This window comes from Vibrio tarriae, assembly GCF_002216685.1.
GTDB classification, from domain to species: Bacteria; Pseudomonadota; Gammaproteobacteria; order Enterobacterales; family Vibrionaceae; genus Vibrio; species Vibrio tarriae.
On the sequence record NZ_CP022353.1, the window covers coordinates 169,471 to 191,617 of the forward strand.

Annotated in this window: 27 protein-coding genes; 9 read left to right on the forward strand and 18 right to left on the reverse strand. The window is 49.0% G+C overall.

The features are described 5' to 3' along the window. Nucleotides 1-47 precede the first annotated feature (47 nt). Nucleotides 48-617, reverse strand: a complete 570-nt coding sequence (gene yjgA, locus CEQ48_RS06330) for a ribosome biogenesis factor YjgA (protein WP_000101582.1) — start codon at nt 615-617, stop codon at nt 48-50. 110 nt (nt 618-727) lie between these two features. Between yjgA and pmbA the strand changes: the two genes are divergently transcribed. Further along, nucleotides 728-2,071 carry a metalloprotease PmbA gene (pmbA, locus tag CEQ48_RS06335; RefSeq protein WP_089070660.1) on the forward strand — a complete coding sequence of 448 codons (1,344 nt, stop codon included), beginning with the start codon at nt 728-730 and terminating at the stop codon, nt 2,069-2,071. A gap of 73 nt (nt 2,072-2,144) precedes the next feature. Here pmbA and mgtE read toward each other — a convergent pair whose 3' ends face one another. The 12 genes from mgtE to CEQ48_RS06395 all read right to left on the reverse strand — a co-directional run bounded on the left by mgtE (nt 2,145) and on the right by CEQ48_RS06395 (nt 11,424). Further along, a complete protein-coding gene (mgtE, locus tag CEQ48_RS06340) occupies nt 2,145-3,506 on the reverse strand; it encodes a magnesium transporter (protein ID WP_089070661.1) in 1,362 nt (453 codons plus the stop codon). A 160-nt stretch (nt 3,507-3,666) separates the two neighbouring features. Then, nucleotides 3,667-3,945, reverse strand: a complete 279-nt coding sequence (locus CEQ48_RS06345) for an HPr family phosphocarrier protein (RefSeq protein WP_001135899.1) — start codon at nt 3,943-3,945, stop codon at nt 3,667-3,669. A 9-nt stretch (nt 3,946-3,954) separates the two neighbouring features. Continuing rightward, nucleotides 3,955-4,815, reverse strand: a complete 861-nt coding sequence (rapZ, locus tag CEQ48_RS06350) for an RNase adapter RapZ (protein ID WP_089070662.1) — start codon at nt 4,813-4,815, stop codon at nt 3,955-3,957. Between the two features lie 12 nt (nt 4,816-4,827). Then, nucleotides 4,828-5,274, reverse strand: coding sequence for a PTS IIA-like nitrogen regulatory protein PtsN (ptsN, locus tag CEQ48_RS06355; protein ID WP_089070663.1), 447 nt, complete (start codon nt 5,272-5,274; stop codon nt 4,828-4,830). 2 nt (nt 5,275-5,276) lie between these two features. Beyond that, entirely contained in the window at nt 5,277-5,564 is a 288-nt protein-coding gene (gene hpf / locus CEQ48_RS06360; RefSeq protein WP_001166643.1) for a ribosome hibernation promoting factor, read from the reverse strand. 24 nt (nt 5,565-5,588) lie between these two features. Then, on the reverse strand, nt 5,589-7,052 hold the full coding sequence (locus CEQ48_RS06365) for an RNA polymerase factor sigma-54 (protein ID WP_089070664.1): 1,464 nt from the start codon (nt 7,050-7,052) through the stop codon (nt 5,589-5,591). Nucleotides 7,053-7,107: 55 nt separating this feature from the next. Further along, a complete protein-coding gene (lptB, locus tag CEQ48_RS06370) occupies nt 7,108-7,833 on the reverse strand; it encodes an LPS export ABC transporter ATP-binding protein (protein WP_000996178.1) in 726 nt (241 codons plus the stop codon). 2 nt (nt 7,834-7,835) lie between these two features. Then, on the reverse strand, nt 7,836-8,333 hold the full coding sequence (gene lptA / locus CEQ48_RS06375; protein ID WP_181710727.1) for a lipopolysaccharide transport periplasmic protein LptA: 498 nt from the start codon (nt 8,331-8,333) through the stop codon (nt 7,836-7,838). Then, on the reverse strand, nt 8,314-8,877 hold the full coding sequence (lptC, locus tag CEQ48_RS06380) for an LPS export ABC transporter periplasmic protein LptC (RefSeq protein ID WP_089070666.1): 564 nt from the start codon (nt 8,875-8,877) through the stop codon (nt 8,314-8,316). Before lptC ends, lptA begins: the two co-directional genes overlap by 20 nt. Continuing rightward, nucleotides 8,874-9,431 carry a 3-deoxy-manno-octulosonate-8-phosphatase KdsC gene (gene kdsC, locus CEQ48_RS06385; protein ID WP_000099768.1) on the reverse strand — a complete coding sequence of 186 codons (558 nt, stop codon included), beginning with the start codon at nt 9,429-9,431 and terminating at the stop codon, nt 8,874-8,876. The genes lptC and kdsC overlap by 4 nt, the downstream gene beginning before the upstream one ends. Then, nucleotides 9,431-10,405 carry an arabinose-5-phosphate isomerase KdsD gene (gene kdsD, locus CEQ48_RS06390; protein ID WP_181710728.1) on the reverse strand — a complete coding sequence of 325 codons (975 nt, stop codon included), beginning with the start codon at nt 10,403-10,405 and terminating at the stop codon, nt 9,431-9,433. The genes kdsC and kdsD overlap by 1 nt, the downstream gene beginning before the upstream one ends. Nucleotides 10,406-10,461: 56 nt before the next feature. Then, nucleotides 10,462-11,424 carry a calcium/sodium antiporter gene (locus tag CEQ48_RS06395; protein WP_089070668.1) on the reverse strand — a complete coding sequence of 321 codons (963 nt, stop codon included), beginning with the start codon at nt 11,422-11,424 and terminating at the stop codon, nt 10,462-10,464. A gap of 467 nt (nt 11,425-11,891) precedes the next feature. On the opposite strand from CEQ48_RS06395, the gene mlaF reads away from it, so the two are divergent. The 8 genes from mlaF (at nt 11,892) to CEQ48_RS06440 (ending at nt 17,259) form a co-directional block, all read left to right on the forward strand. Beyond that, nucleotides 11,892-12,695 carry a phospholipid ABC transporter ATP-binding protein MlaF gene (mlaF, locus tag CEQ48_RS06405; protein ID WP_089070669.1) on the forward strand — a complete coding sequence of 268 codons (804 nt, stop codon included), beginning with the start codon at nt 11,892-11,894 and terminating at the stop codon, nt 12,693-12,695. A 4-nt stretch (nt 12,696-12,699) separates the two neighbouring features. After that, complete coding sequence (gene mlaE / locus CEQ48_RS06410) at nt 12,700-13,476, forward strand: lipid asymmetry maintenance ABC transporter permease subunit MlaE (protein ID WP_080004243.1); 777 nt, start codon at nt 12,700-12,702, stop codon at nt 13,474-13,476. A gap of 2 nt (nt 13,477-13,478) precedes the next feature. After that, the gene (gene mlaD, locus CEQ48_RS06415) at nt 13,479-13,970 is read left to right on the forward strand and encodes an outer membrane lipid asymmetry maintenance protein MlaD (protein ID WP_089070670.1); all 492 of its coding nucleotides are present in this window, start codon (nt 13,479-13,481) and stop codon (nt 13,968-13,970) included. A gap of 3 nt (nt 13,971-13,973) precedes the next feature. Then, complete coding sequence (mlaC, locus tag CEQ48_RS06420) at nt 13,974-14,609, forward strand: phospholipid-binding protein MlaC (RefSeq protein WP_089070671.1); 636 nt, start codon at nt 13,974-13,976, stop codon at nt 14,607-14,609. After that, nucleotides 14,609-14,938 (forward strand): STAS domain-containing protein, encoded by a 330-nt coding sequence (locus CEQ48_RS06425; RefSeq protein ID WP_089070672.1) that lies wholly within the window; start codon nt 14,609-14,611, stop codon nt 14,936-14,938. The genes mlaC and CEQ48_RS06425 overlap by 1 nt, the downstream gene beginning before the upstream one ends. After that, entirely contained in the window at nt 14,931-15,185 is a 255-nt protein-coding gene (gene ibaG / locus CEQ48_RS06430; RefSeq protein WP_000376481.1) for a BolA family iron metabolism protein IbaG, read from the forward strand. The genes CEQ48_RS06425 and ibaG overlap by 8 nt, the downstream gene beginning before the upstream one ends. Nucleotides 15,186-15,192: 7 nt before the next feature. After that, nucleotides 15,193-16,452, forward strand: coding sequence for a UDP-N-acetylglucosamine 1-carboxyvinyltransferase (gene murA, locus CEQ48_RS06435; RefSeq protein WP_089070673.1), 1,260 nt, complete (start codon nt 15,193-15,195; stop codon nt 16,450-16,452). Between the two features lie 78 nt (nt 16,453-16,530). Continuing rightward, nucleotides 16,531-17,259, forward strand: a complete 729-nt coding sequence (locus tag CEQ48_RS06440) for a 1-acylglycerol-3-phosphate O-acyltransferase (protein ID WP_198301219.1) — start codon at nt 16,531-16,533, stop codon at nt 17,257-17,259. Nucleotides 17,260-17,339: 80 nt separating this feature from the next. On the opposite strand, the gene CEQ48_RS06445 is transcribed toward CEQ48_RS06440, so the two are convergent. From CEQ48_RS06445 to CEQ48_RS06465, 5 genes are all read right to left on the reverse strand, one after another. Then, nucleotides 17,340-17,729: a RidA family protein gene (locus CEQ48_RS06445; RefSeq protein WP_000170058.1), complete on the reverse strand. Its 390-nt coding sequence runs from the start codon at nt 17,727-17,729 to the stop codon at nt 17,340-17,342. 104 nt (nt 17,730-17,833) lie between these two features. After that, complete coding sequence (pyrI, locus tag CEQ48_RS06450) at nt 17,834-18,301, reverse strand: aspartate carbamoyltransferase regulatory subunit (protein WP_089070675.1); 468 nt, start codon at nt 18,299-18,301, stop codon at nt 17,834-17,836. 11 nt (nt 18,302-18,312) lie between these two features. After that, nucleotides 18,313-19,242, reverse strand: coding sequence for an aspartate carbamoyltransferase (gene pyrB, locus CEQ48_RS06455; protein ID WP_000013845.1), 930 nt, complete (start codon nt 19,240-19,242; stop codon nt 18,313-18,315). A 250-nt stretch (nt 19,243-19,492) separates the two neighbouring features. Then, the gene (gene argF / locus CEQ48_RS06460; RefSeq protein WP_089070676.1) at nt 19,493-20,497 is read right to left on the reverse strand and encodes an ornithine carbamoyltransferase; all 1,005 of its coding nucleotides are present in this window, start codon (nt 20,495-20,497) and stop codon (nt 19,493-19,495) included. A gap of 149 nt (nt 20,498-20,646) precedes the next feature. Beyond that, nucleotides 20,647-22,023, reverse strand: a complete 1,377-nt coding sequence (locus CEQ48_RS06465; RefSeq protein ID WP_000502893.1) for a PhoH family protein — start codon at nt 22,021-22,023, stop codon at nt 20,647-20,649. Nucleotides 22,024-22,147: the final 124 nt, after the last annotated feature.

Sequence of the window (22,147 nt, forward strand, 5' to 3'; positions counted from 1 at the left end):
TTTTTTGATGCTGTTGGTTAAAACGAGATGGCTTGCGGCCTCGCGTTTTATTCCGCTGAATCCAGATCGTCTTCACTCTCTTCTTCGATCTCTTGTTTTGCCAACATCGCTTCTTTGAGCAGTTGGAAGATCTCGCGAGACGATTTTGGCGGCTTGTTGCCCGCTTTTTCTTTGCTGGCTTGACGCGCTAACAGACGCAGACGTTGACGATCCGCTTCTGGATATTGCTCCATCGCCACTTCAATCGCGCTATCCCCTTCGGCAACGATGCGATCACGCAGTTGCTCCAGTTTGTGCAGCAATGCAGTAGTTTGTGAATGTTTGTTACGCAGTTTATCCAACGCCGTTTGTAGCGGCTCCGGGTCGATATGGCGCATCAGTTTGCCAATGTATTGCAACTGGCGACGACGAGCTTCGTTTTTAAAACGCTGCGCATCTTTGATCGCTTCGGCCAGATCTTCTGGCAGTGGGAATTTGGCTAACGCGGAAGGTTTTAATTCAACCAGCTCTTCGCCGAGTTTTTGTAGAGCCAGCATGTCATTTTTCAATTCGGTTCTGCTGACCCAAATGATCTCTTCTTCCTCTTCCCAAGGGGCTTTTTGGTTTTTACGTGCCATATTCTTCATCATGATGAGTTACTTATGTCGGCTATTTTAGCAAGAATCGTGGGGAGAAAGCGAAATTCTTGTTATCCTAATAACATCAATAACCAATGGTTGAATGAAATATGGATGTAAAAGAGCGAGTTGCGCTGCAGCGTCAAGAGCTGGAAGCTGCGGTTGCCAAAGCATTAGAGATGGCGGCGGCGAGTTCGGATGCGGCTGAAGTGGCGATCACCAAAAGCACGGGGTTAAGTGTTTCGACCCGCATGTGTGAAGTTGAGAATGTTGAATTCAACAGCGATGGTGCTTTGGGTATCACTGTGTACCGCGCTCAGCGTAAAGGCAGCGCTTCAACATCGGATTTGAGTGAAAAAGCGATTCGACAAACCGTATTAGCTGCGCTGGATATTGCTCAGTACACTTCGGCCGATCCTTATGCCGGCCCTGCGCCGAAAGAATTGATGGTGCAGGATATTCCTGATCTTGACCTCTTCCATCCTGATGAGCCAAATCCTGATGTCGCGGCGCAAATTGCTATTGCGGCAGAACGTGCGGCCTTAGGCTACAGCAAGAAAATTAAGCAAAGCGATGGCGGTAGTTACGATAGCCATTTCGGCATTCGTGTTTACGGCAACAGCCACGGTTTGCTGGCTAGCTATGCCTCCAGTCGCCACAGCATTAGCTGTAGTGTGATTGGTGAAGGTCGCAACGGTGAAATGGAGCGTGATTACAGCTACACCGTGGCGCGTCACCGTGACGATTTATGGACGCCAGAAAGCGTTGGCTTGCAAGCGGCGGAAAATACGGTGAGCCGTCTGGATCCGCAAAAGCTGAAAACGGGTCAGTTCCCCGTGATGTTTGCGGCAGATGTGGCGACGGGCTTAATCGGTCATCTGGTGATGGCGATCAGCGGTGGCAACTTATATCGCAAATCGAGTTTCTTACTCGATCATCTTGGCAAAACCATTCTGCCAACGTGGTTCAATATCAGTGAGCGTCCGCATGTGATGCGTGGTTTGGCTTCCAGCCCATTTGATAGTGAAGGGGTTTGTACCCAAGATCTGGAAATTATCACGGATGGTGTGTTGGCAACTTACTTACTGACCAGCTACGCCGCGCGTAAAATGAACATGACTCCAACCGGTCATGCGGGTGGTATTCACAACTGGTATGTGAAATCGACCGGTCAAAACTACCAACAGATGCTCAAAGAGCTGGGTACCGGCTTGCTGGTGACCGAAGTGATGGGACAAGGGGTGAATGTGGTGACGGGGGATTACTCACGTGGTGCGGCTGGTTTCTGGGTAGAAAATGGTGAAATCAAATACCCTGTTTCTGAAATCACCATTGCGGGCAACCTCAAGCAGATGTTGCAGCAGATTGTCGCAGTGGGCAGTGATATCGAAACGCGCTCCCAGATCCAAACCGGTTCTATTTTGATTGAATCAATGAAGGTCGCGGGCGAGTAAGCTCTGAGCTATTGAATGAAAAAGCCGACAGAAAGTCGGCTTTTTTGTGGATTAAAGATTTGGAAATCGGAAACTAACTGGCAAGCAGCAACGTCGCTAAACCGAGAAAGACGGATAATCCAATCACATCCGTGACAGTGGTGAGCGCCATCCCGCCAGCGAGAGCAGGATCGATATTCATCTTTTTCAGCAAAATAGGAATGCTTACTCCAGCAATGCCGGCCACGATGAGGTTGGTCATCATCGCCGCGGAAATGATCCCGCCAAGCATCCATTCTCCTTTCCACACCACGACGATGGCTCCGATGATCAATGCCCACGTAATGCCATTCAGTAGGCCGATTGCAGCTTCTTTCATCAGCAATTCGCGTTTGTTACTGTCACCGATGTGACCGAGTGCCAGCCCCCGAATCACCAGTGCCACGGTTTGGTTACCGGCCACGCCGCCCATGGATGGCACTATGGTCATCAACACAGCAACCGCTGCCATTTGTTCGAGAGTCGCTTCAAACATGTTCGAAACCGAAGCCGCAGCAAGGGCGGCCAGTACGTTGGCACCGAGCCAAATACTGCGTTTGCGCGCCGATTTGACGACAGGCGCGAAGGTATCTTCATCATCATCCATACCCGCCATACTCATCATCGAGTGTTCGGCGTCTTCACGGATAATATCGACCACGTCATCGATGGTTATACGGCCAACCAGATGCTGATTTTCATCCACCACAGGGGCAGAAACCCAGTTACGCCGTTCGAACAGATTGGCGATGTCCGAGTCTTTCATATCGACTTTGATCGCTTCGTCCGCATCGTCCATCACTTCACTGACCGGCACATCCGGTTGGGTAGTGAGCAGAGAGACAAGGGAAAGATGGCCAATCAGTTTGCTTTCATCATCAATTACATACAGCGCATCGGTGGCTTCTGGTAGTTCGCCTTTCATACGCAGATAACGCAGCACTACGTCGACATCTACATCGGCACGAATGGTGATCACGTCGGTGTTCATCAGACCGCCGGCGGTATCTTCCGGATAGGAGAGAGCGGTCTCGACCCGCATTCGATCCGCGGCATCCATTTGGGACAGAACTTCGCGTGACACATCATCCGGCAAGCTACGCAATACGTAGGCGACATCATCGATGTCCATACCTTCGGTCGCTTCGGCGAGCTTCTCCGGTGCCATTTTCGACACCAGCGCATCCTTAACGTCTTCATTCAGCTCGTCAAGGATTTCACCGTAATCTTCCGGGTCAGTCAGTTGCCACAATACCTCACGCGCTTTACGTGGTGAGGCTTCCAGCAGATGAGCAATATCTTCTGGCTCCATGTCCTGCAGTTGGCGACGGACATGGACAAAGCGGCCATTATCTAAGGCTTCAGTGATTTCTTGGAGGGTGAGGTGAGCTTGGTCAAATTCGATCTGCTCGGCCATGGCTTCCCCCTAGGTTGGAATTGGAATAATGGTCAGCATGGTAACTTAATTTACCCGCTTATTTAATAAGATCTTAGTAAGGGAGAAGGATTTCTTTACTCTTCTTTGCCTTGATAGGGCTAGCGGGTGGGGCTTAGCGATAGGTTCCTAGTGATGAGCCTTACTCATCTTCATCAAATTTTTGTTCGATAAGCTGACAAACGGCCTGTAGTGCTTGTTCGGCTTGCGAGCCTTCTGCGGAGATCACCACATTTTGTCCTTGCGCCGATTCCAGCATCAGTAGTCCCATCACACTGTCGGCAGTCGCTTCACGGCCATCTTGGCTCTGTACGGTCAATACTGCATCAAAGGATTGAGCCAATTGCACCAATTTGACGGCTGCGCGCGCATGCAGACCAAGGCGGTTTTGGATGAGAACGGTTTGGCTCAATTGTGGCATGGTGGACTCCTAGGATTGCTGTTTTTCCAATGAAGTATGGCGGATTTGTACCTGATGACCAAGTTGGGCAAAGTATTCGCCAATCTGTTGTGTCAGATAGACTGAGCGGTGTTTGCCGCCAGTACAACCGATCGCAATGGTGAGATAGCTGCGATTATTTTTCTCAAGCATGGGCAACCAGTATTCGAAGAATTTTTGGATCTGTTGTTTCAGCTCCATCACTTCGCTATGACCTTCCAAGAAAGATTTGATGGGCGCATCCAGTCCCGTCAGCGGGCGCAGGTCGGGCTGCCAATGAGGATTGGGGAGAAAGCGCACATCGAACACATAGTCGGCATCGGTTGGTAAACCGTACTTAAAGCCAAACGATTGAAACACCATAACAAGGTCTTTGCGCTCACGGCCTTCAATCCGCATTCGCACCGTTTCACTCAGCTCATGCAGCGACTGGTTACTGCTGTCGAGCAACAAGTCTGCTTGCTCTTTGAGTGGGCCAAGCAACTGTTTTTCTAACTCAATGGCTTGTGCAAGTGAAGGCTTGCTCTGACTGAGAGAGAGGGGGTGAATGCGCCGCGTTTCACTGTAGCGTTTGAGCAAGGTCTCCTTACTGGCGTCGAGAAACAGCATGCTGACATCGTTGTTCTGCTTGAGCTGGTCGAGTACATCTTGTACCAAGCTTGGTTCTTTGGGCAGATTGCGGATATCAATGCTGACCGCCACGTTTTGTTGACTGCCTTGAACCGATTGGATAAAGGCTGTCAGCAGGCTGACGGGCAGGTTATCGACACAGTAGTAACCAAGGTCTTCGAGTACTCGAAGAGCGACGCTCTTACCGGCTCCCGATTGTCCGCTGACCACGATCAAACGCATACTGTTTGCCTGCTATTGGTTAACCATGATGTTAAACAGTTCTTGATCGCTTGCTGCATTGCGAAGCTGTTTGAGGATCTGTTTATCGTTGAGGCGTTCTGCCATGCAAGCGAGGGTTTTTAAATGCTCTTTGCACTGATCTTCTGGAACCAAGAGAGCAAATAGGAGATCGACCGGGCGGTTATCAATCGAATCAAATTCAATCGGCTCTTCACACTGCAATAGTATGGCGACGGCTTTTTCACTGTCGGACATGCGTGCGTGTGGGATGGCGATCCCGTTACCAATGCCCGTACTGCCCATTTTTTCACGGCTTAACATGCACTCGAACAGTTCGGTGGCATTCTGGCCAGTATGAAGGGCAGCGATTTCGCTGATGATTTCTAGTGCTCGTTTCTTACTAGAACATTGGACTGCACTTTTGGTGCAGTCCAATGAAAGTACTTCGCTCAATTGCATGATTAATGACTACTTAGCTTTTCTTTATGCTTATTCAATTGTCGAACCAATTTATCCACCAAACTATCGATGGCGGCATACATGTTTTCATCGTCCGCGTGGGCGTGAATTTCAGCTTGGTTTACGTGGAGCGTAGCTTCGGCGATCTGGCGCAGTTTTTCAACACGTAAAATGACTTGAACGTGATTAATGTGGTCGAAGAAACGCTCAAGTTTGTCAAATTTGGAGTGAACATAGTCTTGCATTGAATCGGTAAGATCAATGTGGTGGCCTTGAATGTTGATTTGCATAGACTTTCCTTCTCTAGTTTAGGCCTATAGCAGGCGTTTACGCTGACTTGATGGGGAGATGCCAAGTGATTCACGATATTTGGCGATGGTTCGCCGCGCGACTTGGATACCTTGGTCAGCCAGTAGGGTTGCGATCTTGCTGTCACTGAGTGGTTTGGCTGGACTTTCCGCCGCCACCAGTTTTTTGATCAGCGCCCTGATCGCAGTGGACGAGCACTCTCCGCCATTGTCGGTACTGACGTGGCTGGAGAAAAAGTACTTCAATTCAAAAATGCCGCGTGGGGTGTGCATGTATTTCTGCGTAGTGACACGCGAAATCGTTGACTCATGCATTTCCACCGCCATCGCCACATCGTTGAGCACCATCGGCTTCATCGCCTCTTCTCCATACTCGAAGAAATCGTGTTGGTGTTCAACTATGCACTTGGCAACTTTGAGCAGTGTCTCGTTTCTACTTTCTAAACTTTTGATCAGCCATTTTGCCTCTTGCAAATTGGTACGGATGTAGTTGCTCTCCGCATTATTACCGCGCATCAGGTCGGCATACTGCTGATTGATCTTCAGTTTAGGCACACTATCTGGGTTGATGGTGACCAGCCATCGACCTTGTTCTTTATAAACTGATACGTCAGGAATGACGTATTCTGCGTGATCTTGGGCAATTCGACTGCCGGGGCGTGGGTCGAGCTGCTGGATGAGTTGCAGGATCTCGCGCAAGTCCTCTTCTTTGAGCTTAGTCTCTTTCAGAATGGTTTTGTAATCGCGATTTCCTAAATCATCGATGTACTGTGAGAGCAGCAAACGTGCTTCTTCCAGCCAAGGGGTATCACAGGGATAGGTGGTGAGTTGCAGCAACAAGCAGTCTTGCAGATTGAGTGATGCCACACCAAAAGGGTCAAACTGCTGAATGCGCTTACGTACGGCTTCAATCTCATCCAACTCAACTTCATCACTGTGCAGGCTCTCTTGGATCTCCTCTAGTGAGACGGTTAAATAACCGTAGTCGTCCATGGCATCGATAAGCGCCACGGCAATGGTGCGATCCACGTCGCTAAAGGGAGTTAAGTCGAGTTGCCAGTGAAGATAATCTTGCAGGGTTTGGGTGGTTTCACCTTGGTAGATGGGGGCATCATCATCGAGTGCCAGCCCCGTACTGCCGGTATTGGCGCTGTAGACTTCATCCCAAGTGGTATCCATCTCTAATTCAGCGCTGATTTCAGATTTTTCAATCAGATCCGAGCTATCCTGAGGTTCAGGTTCGTAGAGTTCCTCGGGCTCGTGTGAGCTTTCTTCCGTCATACGTACGCTATCGAGCGATGGCGCATCGTCTTGGTTCTCTTCCACCTCTAACAAGGGGTTAGATTCCAATGCTTCCTGAATTTCTTGCTGCAGATCCAGCGTCGAAAGCTGCAACAGACGGATCGCCTGCTGGAGCTGAGGAGTCATGGCTAGCTGTTGACCTAGCTTGAGCTGTAATGACGGTTTCATGCAGTAATGGATGCCTTGTTATTGTTAGTATTGATTGAACTCTACTCTGTTTTAATCATAGACGGAATTGTTCACCGAGATAAACCTGCTTCACCTGTTCATTATTGAGAACATCTTGTGGCGTACCTTCCGCAATCAGACGTCCTTGGCTGACAATATACGCTTTTTCACACACATCGAGCGTTTCACGCACGTTGTGGTCGGTGATGAGGACACCTAGACCGCGATCGCGCAGATGTTCGATGATTTTTTTGATATCGATGACCGAGATTGGGTCAACGCCAGCAAAAGGCTCATCCAGCAAGATAAATTGTGGGTTAGCCGCCAGAGCGCGGGCGATTTCCACTCGGCGTCGTTCACCGCCAGAGAGCGCCATCCCAGCGCTTTTACGAATGTGCTGAATGTGGAACTCTTCGAGCAAATCTTCCAACTTGTCCTGACGCTCCTCATGGGTCAGTTCTTCGCGGGTCTGCAGGACGGCCATGATATTGTCTTCGACCGAGAGCTTGCGAAAGATCGACGCTTCTTGCGGCAGATAACCAATGCCCATCCGTGAACGGCTGTGCATCGGTAGAATGCTGATGTCGTTGTCATCAATGGTGATGGTGCCTTCATCGCGCGCGACAAGGCCGACAATCATGTAAAATGAGGTGGTTTTACCCGCGCCATTGGGGCCAAGCAGGCCAACAATCTGACCTGACTCAACTTGTAAGCTGACGTCAGAAACCACTTTGCGTTTTTTGTAGCTCTTAGCTAAATGCTGTGCTTTTAGAATGGCCATGGTTACTCTTGTTGTACTGCTTGTGGTTGAAGAACGGTAGAGACGCGCCCTTTGCCATCACTATCGGCAATCAGTTTCTGCAAGCTGATTTTGTAGCGGATTTTGCTGCCGCGAATTTCGCTGTCATCTTGTGACAACATGGCTTTATTGATCATCACTAGCTCATCGTCGCGAACTTTGTAGTACAGCTCTTTGGCTTCACCATACAGGGTTTTGCCTTCATCAGTCAGTTGCGAGAAGGTTGCGACGTTGCCGTAGCCTTCGATTTCTTCAATTTTGCCGTTTTCAGCATTACGGATCACGATCAACTTGTCGGCATTGATGTTGATGCTGCCTTGCTTGAGTTTTACATCGCCTAAGAAGGTGACACGATTGCTCTTCATATCCAGTTGTTGACTGTCTGAGTCGATATAAACTGGTTGTTCTCTGTCGGTAGAGAGTGCATAAGCCTGAGTCGAGGCGAGCAAACAAGCAATAAGACTAAGGTGTGAGCGTTTCATATCTACCTTGTACTTGGTTATAAAGTTCAGCCGAATGATCAGCAAAGTTGCCTTTCATCGCTTGACCGTGTGTTTCAAATTGTGGGCCGCGCAGTTCGACCGGTTTATCTGCCCAGAAGTCACGGCTTTTGAGCTGGATACTCATCTCGCTAGTAGTGAGGGTATCAAAGCCGGAGTCTGGGAGTAGATTTTTAGCCAATACGTTGTCATATAAGGTCAGCACCTGATCTTTGCTCAAAATGCCCCTGCGTGCGGTGATTTCCCACTCTTGTAATGTACCTTCCCGATACACTTTGAGTATCGGCGCTTTAAACAGGGTATTGCCGCTTTTCGCATAGTGATCCAGATGAATCGAAGTGATCACGTAGTTGCGGATACCTTGTTCGTTATAAGAAATATTTTCTAAGTTCTCGCCACTGAACATCGGCAGTTCCAAATTGGGAGCCACCTGAATCTTACTGTCTTGTTCTTGTCCCAATAAGTAATAGAGCGACCAAGAAGCAATAAACAACAGTACAACGTAAGCAATGCGCGACAAACTCATAGGCTCAAGCCTTTATGAACATCCAATTCGTTACGCGCTTGCAAAATCAAATCGCACACTTCGCGCACGGCGCCGTGACCGCCTTTGATATGGGTAACGTAATTAGCGCGTTGTGCCAGCAGTGGATGGCCATCGGCCACACACACGCGCAGTGCGACTTTTTCCATTACAGGCCAATCGATGAGGTCATCGCCAATGTAGCCAGTCTGCTCTGGAGCAATGGCCAATTTCTGACAAATATCATAATAAGCCTGCACTTTATCATCCTGACCTTGATAGATCAGTGAAATGCCTAGCGCTTTCATGCGATTTTCAACAATTTGTGAGCGGCGGCCAGTAATGATCGCGATTTCAATCCCCGCATTCATTAGAGCTTTCACTCCATAACCATCACGAGTGTGGAAGGTTTTTAACTCTTCGCCTTGGTTACCCATGTAAATTAAGCCGTCAGAAAACACACCGTCGACATCGCAAATCAGCAGTTTGATCTGTTTGGCAATCTCCAGCAGTGAAGGTTCCACTTCTCCATACAAGGTTGAGACGGTTGAACTCATTACATCACTCCGGCTTTGAGTAGATCGTGCATGTTCAGTGCGCCGACCAATTTATTATTTTCAACGAGCATCAGGCCATTAATGCGTTTGGCCTGCATTAAATTCAATCCTTCTACCGCCAGTAAATTAGGCTGAGCAACGGTTGGTTGGCGCGTCATCACATCGGCAATCACAGTGCTGTGAATATCGATGCGTTTATCAAGAATGCGCCGTAAATCACCGTCAGTAAAAATACCGAGTAGAGTGTCTTGTTCATCGACAATGGCCGTCATACCAAGCCCTTTTTGACTGATTTCGAGCAAAGCATCTCGGATCAAGGCTTGTGGTGCCACTTTAGGCAGTGCGTCACCACTGTGCATGATGTCATTGAGTTTGAGCAAGAGTTTACGCCCAAGTGCGCCACCTGGGTGAGACAAAGCAAAATCTTCTGCGGTAAAACCGCGTGCTTGCATCAGAGCCACCGCCAACGCATCGCCCATTACAAGAGTGGCGGTGGTGCTTGAGGTTGGCGCAAGCTCTAACGGGCAAGCTTCACGCGGTACGGTGATTTGCAGATGGATATCGGCCAATTTCGCCATATTAGAGTTGGGGTTGCCTGTCATGCTGATCACGCGAATACTCAAGCGCTTGAGCACGGGAAGCAGGGCGAGGATTTCTGATGATTCTCCGGAATTAGAGATGGCGAGTACGATATCGCCACGCTCAATCATCCCGAGATCCCCATGTGAAGCTTCACCCGGATGTACAAAAAAGGCAGACGTTCCTGTACTGGCTAAGGTTGCGGCAATTTTCTTACCAATGTGGCCTGATTTGCCCATCCCCATCACCGCTATTTTGCCCGTTTGATTGGCCAAAATCATCGCGCAAGCACGTGCAAAATCGTCATTGATGTACTGTTCTAGTTGTTGCAATGCATGGATTTCGGTTGCCAGCACTTGTTTAGCGACCGTTTGGTAATCAAATGAATGGGGCATCCTCAAGTTTCCTCTTTAATACTCTGCGATATTCATTAACTTAAATATTCAACCACTTAGATGTTGATTAATAGGTAAGTAATGTAACCGATGAAAGAGCACAGTAGGAGTGCGCCTTCTAAGCGAGTGATTTGACGTTTTTTACCTAAAGCGACCGCAACCAGCAGCAGAGATACACCGAGCATCACCCAAAAGTCACGGCTCATGGCTTCAGGGCTAAGCAGAGAAGGGTTAAGTAAACCCGGTAAGCCCATCACCGCTAAAATGTTGAAAACGTTTGAGCCGATAATGTTACCGACCGCCATATCATCTTCGCCTTTAAGCGCGCCCGCCAATGAGGCAGCAAGCTCAGGTAAGCTGGTGCCCACCGCAATAATGGTTAAGCCGATCACCAGATCGCTCATCCCGAAATGCTTGGCAATCACCACCGCGTTATCGACCAGCATGCCTGCGCCAATCGGTAGCAGAATGAGACCGACTACTACCCAAAATGCGGCTTTCGGGTTACTGACGCCAACCGGAATCTCCGATTCTTGTTCATCCAGCAAGGCATCGCCGTTTTGCTTCTCTTTGCGGCTCACTTGCAGCATGACCAAAATAAAGGCAGCAAACAGGGCGATCAGTAAAATACCTTCATAGAAACCAAGGTGATTGTCCCACAAAATCGCACCGGCAATCAGAGTCACACCAATCATCATCGGCAGTTCTCGACGTAACACCGCCGAGCCAACTGAGAGCGGCTTAACAAGCGCGGTGATACCTAAAATCAAAGCGATATTGGCAATGTTTGAACCCAGGACGTTACCCACAGCGGTATCGGTTTTACCCTCTAGGGCTGCGGTGGCGGAAACCATCATCTCGGGTGCTGAGGAGCCCATCGCTAAGATAGTCATACCGATCACTAAAGGGGAAATGCCAATATTGCGAGCTAATGCCGCAGATCCGAACACCAATTTGTCCGCGCCCCAAACTAGGATTGCGAGACCAATAAACAGAAAGACCATCGCTTCAATAAGCATGTTGATTCCCAAGTAATAAAATGAAAACAAAGGCCTTCGGGTTGGATGCACAAACGCTAAGAGTGTCGACTCTTAGACAGAGCAAGCACCTCCATCAATGGACGAATTTGCGCACGGTTAGGCATCTTTAGCCGTTTAGGCAGAAAATTGACCGCCAATTTTGACGTGTTGGGTATGAAAAGGGAAGTCGAAGTTCCAATTAATTATCCTTATCTCCTTCCGATTTTGCCTGTTTGTCATGATAAGCGTCAGCCTTTAAAGCTTGTGTTTGCGTGGCCTTCGGTATGCTATCGACTATGCTGGATGAGGGCTTTTATCTTGTTTCTATGGTGCAAAATGCGAGACATGGCTTTGACAAATCTCGGTCAAGAACCCAAGCATGCATTGAAGCGTGCTTTTAATTGCATCATATTGTGCATTATCATGCGCATTCTTTCAGGATGTCGACCTAACAGTGAAGTGCCCATATGTCTGAATCTGACTTAGTCACCATCAAAAAATTGCGTTTTTCGCGCTCGCAGCGCGTGATTTTTGATGACATCGATCTGCATGTCCCCAAAGGCAAAGTAACCGCGATTATGGGGCCTTCAGGGATAGGTAAAACCACGCTCTTACGCTTAATCGGTGGTCAACTGTTGCCTGAGCAGGGTGAGATCTGGTTCGATGGTGACAACATTCCTACTCTCAGTCGTCGCAAACTATACCGCGCGCGTAAAAAAATGAGCATGCTGTTTCAATCAGGCGCACTCTTTACCGACCTTAATGTGTTTGACAATGTGGCTTATCCGCTGCGTGAACATACCGAGCTCGATGAATCCATGATCAAAACCTTGGTACTTCTTAAATTAGAGGCCGTGGGTTTACGTGGTGCCGCGTATTTAATGCCGAGCGAACTGTCAGGCGGAATGGCGCGCCGAGCCGCTCTGGCGCGTGCGATTGCGCTCGACCCTGAATTGATTATGTTTGATGAGCCGTTTGTGGGGCAAGACCCCATCACCATGGGCGTGTTAGTGGAATTAATCCGCAGCCTCAACCAAGCCTTGGGGGTGACGTCTGTGGTGGTATCGCACGATGTGCCTGAAGTCATGAGCATTGCAGATTGGGTTTATCTGTTGGCAGATGGTAAGGTGATCGCTCAGGGTACACCACAAGCGCTGCGTGATAATCCCGATCCGCGCGTACAACAATTTTTATGCGGCGATGCAGATGGACCTGTGCCATTTCGTTTTCCTGCCCAGCCGATAGAACAGGAGCTGTTTAGTGCTAAATGATGTGATGCGATGGGTCAGCTCAGTCGGGCAACGCACGCTAGCGGTCAGTGAAACTTTTGGCCGTGCGAGTTTGATGTTGTTCGGTGCACTGGTGGGGCGTCCGCAGCCGGTACGTCATTTCCCTCTTTTAGTCCGTCAGTTGTACAGCATTGGCGTGCAGTCTTTGGCCATCATCATTGTCTCGGGTCTTTTTATTGGCATGGTGCTCAGCTTGCAAGGCTATGTGATTCTGGTTGATTACGGTGCTGAAACCAGCCTAGGTCAAATGGTGGCGTTATCATTGCTGCGTGAATTAGGCCCAGTAGTCACGGCACTGCTGTTTGCTGGGCGTGCTGGTTCCGCCTTAACTGCTGAAATTGGTTTGATGAAAGCGACCGAGCAATTATCCAGTTTGGAGATGATGGCGGTTGACCCACTGAAACGCGTTATTGCGCCACGCTTCTGGGCCGGCGTTATCTCCATGCCGCTGTTGGCGATGATTTTCATGGCGGTTGGTATTTGGGGTGGTCAATTGGTGGGTGTCGATTGGAAAGGGATTGATCACGGCAGTTTCTGGTCAGCCATGCAAGCCTCGGTCGAATTAGGTCAAGATATCGGTAACAGCACCATCAAATGTGTGGTGTTTGCGTTTACCGTGACTTGGATTGCTCTGTTTAACGGTTATGACGCGATCCCCACTTCAGAAGGGATCAGCCGAGCCACCACCCGCACCGTAGTGCACTCATCACTGGCCGTACTTGGGCTAGATTTTGTTCTAACCGCATTGATGTTTGGGAACTGATCATGCAACAAACACGAAAAATTGAATTTTGGGTTGGCAGCTTTGTACTCGCAGGAATTTGCGCGATTTTGGTGATGATTTTTCAGGTCGCTGACGTGAAAGGTCTGGGTGCTAGCGATACTTATCGCCTGACGGCGGAGTTTGACAACATTGGTAGCTTGAAAGTGCGTTCGCCAGTCAAAGTCGGTGGTGTCGTGGTTGGACGGGTTGAGTCGATTGCACTCAATAAAAAAAGCCTACTGCCTACCGTGACGTTGGCGGTCGATAGCCAATATAACCAGTTTTCTGAAAACTCAAGCTTACAGATCCTGACCTCAGGTTTGATCGGTGAGCAATATTTGAGCTTAGTGCCGGGTTTTGTGTTGGATGACGAAGCCATGCTTAAAGATGGCGATCGCATTGAAGATACAAAATCAGCATTGGTTCTTGAAGATTTGATCGGCCAAGTGCTGTACAGCGTGGGTGGTGGATCAGATAAGGACAAGAAGGAATAAGTCATGTGGAAGAAAGCCCTGCTCCTAGTGAGTGTTCTGGTCATGCCTTGGCTCGCAACCGCGGCCACCATTGATAGTAGCAACCCTTATCAAATGATGAAGGCGGTGGCTGAAAAGTCGTTCGATCGTCTGAAAAATGAGCAAGAGAAAGTGCATCAAGATCCGCAGTACCTCAAAGTGATTGTGGAAGAAGAATTGATGCCTTATGTGAATGATCAATACGCCGCCCTGAAGTTGCTTGGCCCGAACCTCAAGGGCGCGAAACGTGAAGATGTGGCAGAGTTTGTTAAAGCGTTTCGTGATTACTTGGTCACCAACTATGCACAGGTATTAACGCAGTATACAAATCAAACCATCGAGTTTGGCCCTGAAATGCCTCTAGAAGACGATCGTCGGATCACCAGTGTTAAAGTCGAAATTGTTGATGCGCCGCGTCCGAATATCAAACTGGAGTTTAAACTACGCCAAGAAAAATCCGGTGAGTGGAAAGCATTCGATATGATCGCTGAAGGGGTGAGCCTGCTTTCCAGTAAGCAATCGGAGTGGAACGGAAAAATTCGTCAAGATGGCATTTTAGCGGTAGCACAAGAGTTAGAACAATTGGCTAAACAACCCATTCGTTTTGAGAGCAAAAATTAATGACTCATCCACAATGGTTAGTTGAGAATGAACGAAAGTTCAGTTTGATTGGCGAGTTGGATCGAGAAACCGTGCCTGAATTGTGGATCTTTCTCAAAAATTGGCAGCCGCAAGTGAAGCAAATCGAGCTTTCTTTGCAACAAGTTGTCAGAATTGACTCGGCGGGAATGGTGCTGTTAATTCACTTAATAGAGCATGCAAAAGTGATAAACTGTCATATAATGCTCAGCTTCGTGCCAGAGCAGCTGCGCACACTGTTTCAGTTGAGCAATATTGAACATCTGATGTCTCAACACATAGCCAAACCAGCAGAGGTGAATTGTGGATAGTGCACAAGTCCAACAAATTTTACAACAAGCTCTTAATCTCGAAGAAATTCATGTCAAAGGAGAGGGCAGCCACTACGAAGTGATCGCTGTCGATGCTTGTTTTGCCGATATGAGCCGCGTGAAGAAACAGCAGATGATTTATGCCCCTTTAATGGGTTACATCCAACGCAATGATATTCACGCGGTCACAATGAAGACGTTTACCCCACAAGAGTGGGCACGCAATAAGAAGTTGATGTCCCTTTAAGGTTTTTATGGAAAAGTTTCGAGTTATTGGGTCCACGCAGCCACTCCAAGGCGAAGTGACCATTTCAGGCGCAAAAAATGCTGCCCTACCGATTTTGTTTGCTTCAATTTTGGCGGAAGAGCCAGTTGAAGTGGCCAATGTGCCTCACCTGCGTGACATCGACACCACGATGGAACTGCTTGAGCGTTTAGGCGCAAAAGTGAAACGTAATGGTTCGGTGCATGTGGATGCGGGTTCAATCAACCAATATTGCGCACCTTATGATTTGGTGAAAACCATGCGTGCCTCGATTTGGGCATTAGGTCCATTAGTGGCGCGTTTCGGTCAAGGCCAAGTCTCTCTGCCGGGTGGTTGCGCGATTGGTGCTCGCCCAGTGGATCTGCATATCCATGGTTTGGAACAGCTTGGTGCAACCATTACCTTGGAAGATGGCTACGTGAAAGCCCACGTTGATGGCCGTTTGCAAGGCGCGCATATTGTGATGGATAAAGTGAGCGTGGGCGCCACGATCACCATCATGTGTGCCGCAACCTTAGCAGAAGGCACTACCGTGCTGGATAACGCGGCGCGCGAGCCAGAGATTGTGGATACCGCCATGTTCCTCAATAAACTGGGCGCGAAAATCTCTGGTGCTGGCACGGACAGCATTACCATTGAAGGTGTAGAACGCCTTGGCGGTGGTAAGCATGCGGTGGTTCCCGATCGTATCGAAACCGGTACTTTCTTAGTCGCAGCTGCCGTATCGCGTGGCAAAATCATGTGTCGTAATACGCACGCTCATCTGTTAGAAGCGGTCTTAGCTAAGCTTGAAGAAGCCGGTGCTGAGATTGAGTGTGGCGATGATTGGATCAGCTTGGATATGACAGGGCGCGAGTTAAAAGCCGTCAATGTACGTACTGCGCCGCACCCAGGTTTTCCAACCGACATGCAAGCGCAGTTCACACTGTTGAACATGATGGCAAAAGGCGGTGGCGTGATCACTGAAACCATCTTCGAAAACCGCTTTATGCATGTACCTGAGTTAAAACGTATGGGTGCCAAAGCGGAAATTGAAGGCAATACCGTGATTTGCGGTGATGTCGATCGTTTAAGTGGCGCGCAAGTGATGGCGACCGATCTGCGAGCTTCTGCCAGTCTGGTGATTGCAGGTTGTATCGCCAAAGGCGAAACCATTGTCGATCGTATCTATCACATTGATCGTGGTTACGAGCGAATTGAGGACAAACTCTCAGCGCTTGGTGCCAATATTGAGCGTTTCCGCGACTAGCGTTAAACTCCTCATTCATGAATCGGCCGAAATCCAAGGGTTTCGGCCTTTTTCTTCCAGTGCCTTCGGAGAAGTTGCATGATTGCGTTATTGCGAATCTTGGCAGTGGCAGTGTTCGCTGTCTATATGTTTGTGTTTGGTTGTGGTTACTGCTTATTGAGCCCTCGTAACCCTAAACACGTTTATACCTTTGGTAAGCAGTTTGCGGCGATGTCGAAAGTGTTCGGCATTAAGCTTGAATACCGCGCTCCGGCCGATGTCGATCAGCGTGGTCAGCACATTTATATTGCTAACCACCAGAATAACTGGGATCTGTTTACCGTTTCTAAAGCGGTAACGCCAAAAGTGGTCACCGTCGGTAAGAAAAGTCTCGCGTGGATGCCACTGTTTGGTCAGCTCTATTGGTTGACGGGCAATATCCTGATTGATCGCGCCAACAAAGCCAAAGCCAAAGGCACCATTGATCAAGTGGTTGATTCGATGAAACAGAGCGATGTTTCGGTGTGGATGTTTCCGGAAGGTACGCGCTCACGTGGTCGCGGTTTATTGCCGTTTAAAGCTGGCGCTTTCCATGCGGCGATTGGTGCGGGTGTGCCAATTATTCCTATCGTGTGCAGCTCGACCGATAAGCTTAAATTCAACCGCTGGAATAACGGCCATGTGATTGTCGAAGTGTTGCCTCCCATCAGCACCGAAGGCTACAGCAAAGAGAATATCCGCGAGCTGTCACAGCACTGTTATGATCTGATGAAAGCCAAACTGGCACAGTTGGATGCCGAAGTGGTTGAGCTGAACCGTAAAGCCTAGCCGCAGTTTTGATCAAAACGAATAAAAAGAAAGGGTTGCCACTGGCAACCCTTTTTGTATTTGAGAACCAATAAAATGGATTACTTGCGTACCGCGATCGCTTCGATTTCGATGCCCACATCTTTTGGCAGACGTGCCACTTCAACACAAGAGCGCGCTGGGTAGTGCGCCACTTTATGCTCATCAAAGAATGCGCCGTACACTTGGTTTACCGTGCCGAAGTCGTTGAGATCTTTCACGAATACGGTCATTTTCACAATGTCACCGACGGTTAGGCCAGAGGCTTCAACCACGGCTTTCACGTTGTCCAGCGATTGGCGAGCTTGCGCAGCGATATCCGCAGGAATTTCACCTGTGGCAGGATTTACTGGGATTTGACCAGACGTCAGTACCATGTTGCCAAGATCAACACCTTGAATGTATGGGCCAATGGCAGCCGGAGCCGCGTCAGTATGCAGAACTTTTGTCATCTTTCTTATCCGTTAGTGGTTCGAAAATCGCTGTTCAGTTTGCCTGTAAAGCTTTGGTAGGTAAAGCGCCGCGCGCTCATTTATCCCTATCTTGCTGACAGCGGTTAAGCTTCGATTTCCGTGACCACATCGCGCGCAAACACTTTTTCGCAGTATTTGCATTTTAGGCGGATGTCGTTGTTCTTCTCAGAAAGCTTGAAGCTGCTTTCCACGGGCTCATTGTGAGAAATGCAGTTGCTGTTTGGGCAGGCAAACACATTGTTGATGCGCTCTGGGAGTTGCAGCGCTAACTTCTTCACCACTTCGTAATTTTCAATTTGGTTCACGGTCGCGTGTGGCGCGTACAGCGCGAGTTTGTTGGCTTGCGCTTCACTGATGAACACATTTTCAATCTTGAGCAGATCTTTGCTGCCGAGGGCAGAAGAGGGCAGATTGAGGCCAATGGTGACACGCTGCGCGGAGTTGTGCATATCAAACAGCTTCAGCACTTTAATCCCTACTTTGGCGGGAATGTGGTCAATCACCGTGCCGTTTTTGATCGCTTCAACTTGTAATTTCGTCTCTTTGTTCATGATTGCTCTCCTTACAGCGATTCGTTCAAAACTAGAGCCAGCAAGGCTTCACGGGCGTAAACACCGTTCTCAACTTGCTCGAAATAGTAGGCGTGTGGGGTTTTATCGACATCGGTGGTGATCTCATCCACGCGTGGCAGTGGGTGCAGCACTTTGAGATTGCTGCGCGCATCGCTCAGGTGAGCGGCCGTCAAGATATAGGCCGATTTGATGTGTGCGTATTCCGACTCATCAAAACGCTCTTTCTGTACACGCGTCATGTAGAGAATATCCAGCTCTGGGATCACGCTTTCCATATCGCTGAACACTTGGTATTTCACACCAGCTTCATCCAGCTCTTCACAGATGTAGTCTGGCATCGCTAGGGCTTCCGGTGCCACAAAGTAGAAGCGGTTGTTATCAAATTTAGCCAGCGCTTGTGCCAGCGAATGCACGGTGCGGCCATATTTTAAATCACCGACAAACGCGACATCGAGGTTATCGAGACGGCCTTGGGTTTCGAAAATGGAGTAGAGGTCGAGCAGGGTTTGCGATGGGTGTTGGTTTGAACCATCACCAGCGTTAATCACTGGGATGCCGTTAGAAAATTCAGACGCTAAACGCGCGGCACCTTCTTGCGGATGACGCATCACAAAAGCATCAACATAAGAGGAGATGACGCGTACTGAGTCGGCTAAGGTTTCGCCTTTCTTCGCCAGTGACGTGTTGCCGCCGTTATCAAAGCCAATCACGCTGCCACCGATACGTTGAATCGCCGTTTCAAATGAGAGGCGAGTACGAGTGGAGGGTTCGAAGAAACAGCTGGCCACGACCTTATGCTTAATCAATTCTGGATTCGGTTGTGCCTTCAGTTGGCCTGCGGTTTTCACTATCAACTCCAACTCAGCGCGTGAGAGTTCAGCAATGGAGATGATGTGCTTTTGGTAAAGCGAATTCGCCATGATCGTCTTCCCTATATTTTCTAACAGCCATAAAAAAGCCCCCCATAAGGGAGGCTTTAACAAATCGATGAGGGGAAAAACAGTGAGGCCAGTAAGCCAATTTGCTTACTATAGTGGACACTGCTTTGAGCTGCACGCTGTGCAAATTTCATTGGCTACCCCTCAGACAAACGGTCGGCATTATACGCCGAAAGTGTGTGAGCGCAAGCGATTACATCACAGAGTGCAGGGATATTAAATCAGTGGCAATTCATTGACCTAACGTTGCGACCATCACTGCTTTGATGGTGTGCAGTCGGTTCTCCGCTTCATCAAACACAATCGAATATTCTGACTCAAACACCTCTTCGGTGACTTCCAATCCTTGCATGCCGTATTTGGCCGCAATCTCTTGGCCTACTTTGGTTTGGTCATCATGGAATGCCGGTAAGCAGTGCATGAATTTGACCTGTGGATTGCCTGTTGCTTTGATCACATCCATGTTGACTTGATATGGCTTCATTAACGCAACCCGCTCATCCCACGCATCCGCCGCTTCGCCCATCGAAACCCATACATCGGTATAAAGGAAATCACAGCCTTTTACGCCTTCTTGAACCTCTTCGGTCAAAGTGATTTTGGCTCCGGTTTGCTTGGCAATCTCTTGGCAGGTTGCCACTAATGATTCATTCGGCCAGTAGGCTTTGGGCGCGACTAAGCGAATATCCATGCCCATTTTGGCGGCTCCCACCATCAGGGAATTGCCCATGTTGTTGCGTGCATCGCCAAGGTAAGCAAACTTCATTTCATGCAGTTGTTTACCGCGTCCGTGCTCTTGCATAGTCAGAAGATCGGCCAAGATCTGCGTGGGGTGAAACTCATCCGTTAAGCCATTCCACACTGGCACCCCCGCGTATTTTCCTAGCACTTCAACAATCTCTTGGCCAAAGCCACGATATTGAATGCCATCGTACATGCGGCCTAACACGCGCGCGGTATCTTTCATCGACTCTTTATGGCCAATTTGCGAGCCAGAAGGGCCGATGTAAGAGACTTGCGCACCTTGATCAAACGCCGCCACTTCAAAGGCACAGCGAGTACGGGTCGATGACTTTTCAAAGATCAACGCAATGTTTTTGCCTTGCAGGGTTTTCTGCTCGGTGCCTGCGTATTTGGCGCGTTTTAGCTCGGCAGACAGATCCAGCAGGAAGTGGATCTCTTTTGGAGTGAAGTCGAGCAGTTTTAAAAAGTTGCGATTACGTAAATTGAAAGCCATTTCCCTATCCTCGTTTGGCGATTCCAGTTGCGGCTAGTAAAGCATGAAAATGCTATAAAAGTGAATAAATATTTTAAATTAAATAAAGAAAAGGCAAGTGAGGATAGATTTTGTGAGGCGAGATGCACATAACATCTCGCCAAAAGTGATTATAAATTCTCTTCGGCGAATTCAGCCAAGCGGCTGCGTACTACGCCATTGAGGTGGATGTTGGCGCTGCCTTCAAAATTTTTGAAGCGCTCAACCATGTAGGTAAGGCCTGAGGTCACAGGGGTTAAATAGTGGGAGTCAATCTGCGCTAAGTTACCAGAGCAGACAATCTTGGTGCCTTCCCCACAGCGGGTGATGATGGTTTTGATCTGCGAGGCGGTGAGGTTTTGACACTCATCGAGCAGCACGAAAGCGTTTTGGATTGAACGACCGCGCATAAAGTTGATCGATTTAAACTGAATGTTGGCTTTATCGCAGATGTATTTGAGCGAGCCATCGGTACAGTGATCATTTTTATGCAGCGCTTCTAAGGTATCGGTGACAGAGGCAAGCCACGGCATCATCTTTTCCTCTTCCGTGCCGGGCAGGAAACCAATTGATTCGCCGATATCAGGGGTGTTACGAGTGACGATGATTTTATCGAACATTTTGCGCTCGACGGTTTGCTCCAACGCTGCCGCCATCGCCAGTAAAGTTTTACCACTGCCCGCCGCACCGGTCAGGATCACCAGATCGATATCCGGATCGAGCAGTGCGTCCAGCGCCATCCCTTGGTAGATATTTTTTGGGGTGATGCCCCACGCTTTGCGATGCATCATGCGTTCACGGCTCAGATCGCGCAGCGTCAATTTATCGCCATCGATGGTTTCGACCCGCGCGGCAAAATCGCTGTCTTCATCAATGACATATTGGTTGAGGAAGGTTGGATCGAACGGCGCGCGATCCAGTTTATGAAAGGTTTTGCCGCCGAGCGTGTAGCTCGCGACATCTTCGACGCTGTCCCAAAAACTGCCGGGACGAGTTTGAAAGCCCTTGGTCAGGTATTGAATATCATCAATCAGTTGGTCGGTGCGGTAGTCCTCTACATACAGCACACCCGCTCCTTTGGCGCGCAAACGCATGTTGATGTCTTTGGTCACCAGTACCACGGCGCGTGGCGCACGTTGAGTTTGGAGATAAAGTACGGCATTGAGGATCCGGTTATCGCCCTCTTTATCGGTAAAGGCTTTGACGGTTTCATGCAGTTCATAATCGGCGAGGATCGAGATGGTTCCTGTTGCGCCCTCTTGCTTAGAAAGCGGGATCCCTTCGGTGATTTCTTCGGGAGTGGCATCATGGAATAAGTGCTCTAAAGCCCGAATCGCTACGCGTGCATCGCGCGCCACATCGCGTTTGCTGTCTTTGATTCGGTCGAGTTCTTCAAGAACGGTCATCGGGATGACCACGTCGTGCTCTTTAAAAGAGTAAATCGCGAGAGGTTCGTGGAGTAGGATATTGGTATCCAGTACAAACAGTTTCCGATCGGTATCGCCCATAAGCGTCTCCTTGCTACATGTAGCATGCTTTGTCGTGGATGTTCACAAGCGGCCTGTAGGATCGTACGCTCAGGTGAGCGTTGCGATCATTGTCGACTTGCTGCAAACCCGTGTTGATACTCTC